Origin of the sequence: Ochrobactrum sp. SFR4 (genome assembly GCF_019730395.1) — a bacterium.
GTDB lineage: Bacteria > Pseudomonadota > Alphaproteobacteria > Rhizobiales > Rhizobiaceae > Pseudochrobactrum.
This window is the reverse complement of the sequence record NZ_JAAPBB010000955.1, coordinates 1-259: the sequence shown is the minus strand read 5'-3', so window position 1 is coordinate 259 and position 259 is coordinate 1. Positions and strand designations below refer to the sequence as shown.

1 pseudogene is annotated in these 259 nt (G+C 52.1%); it reads right to left on the bottom strand.

Going from position 1 to position 259, the window contains the following annotated elements:
- Positions 1–245 (bottom strand): annotated as a pseudogene (locus HBA93_RS21915) (amidohydrolase); the annotation flags it as partial.
- Between the last annotated feature and the right edge of the window lie 14 nt (positions 246–259).

Genomic DNA, 259 nt, shown 5'->3' with positions numbered 1-259 from the left:
GGCAGCGCATCCATATCGGCGCGCAGACCAATTGCTGCTGTACCTTCACCATTGCGTAACTGTCCGACGATACCGGTTGTGCCGATATTGCGCTCAACCCTGTAGCCCCATTTTTCTAAAAGATCAGCGACAATGCCGCCGGTTCTGATTTCTTTAAATGCCAGTTCCGGGTGCTGATGCAGGTCGCGTCGAAGCGCCGTAAATTCCTCAACATCACGTTCTATCAGTGCTCTGATGTCGTTCATGATTGCACCCTCCT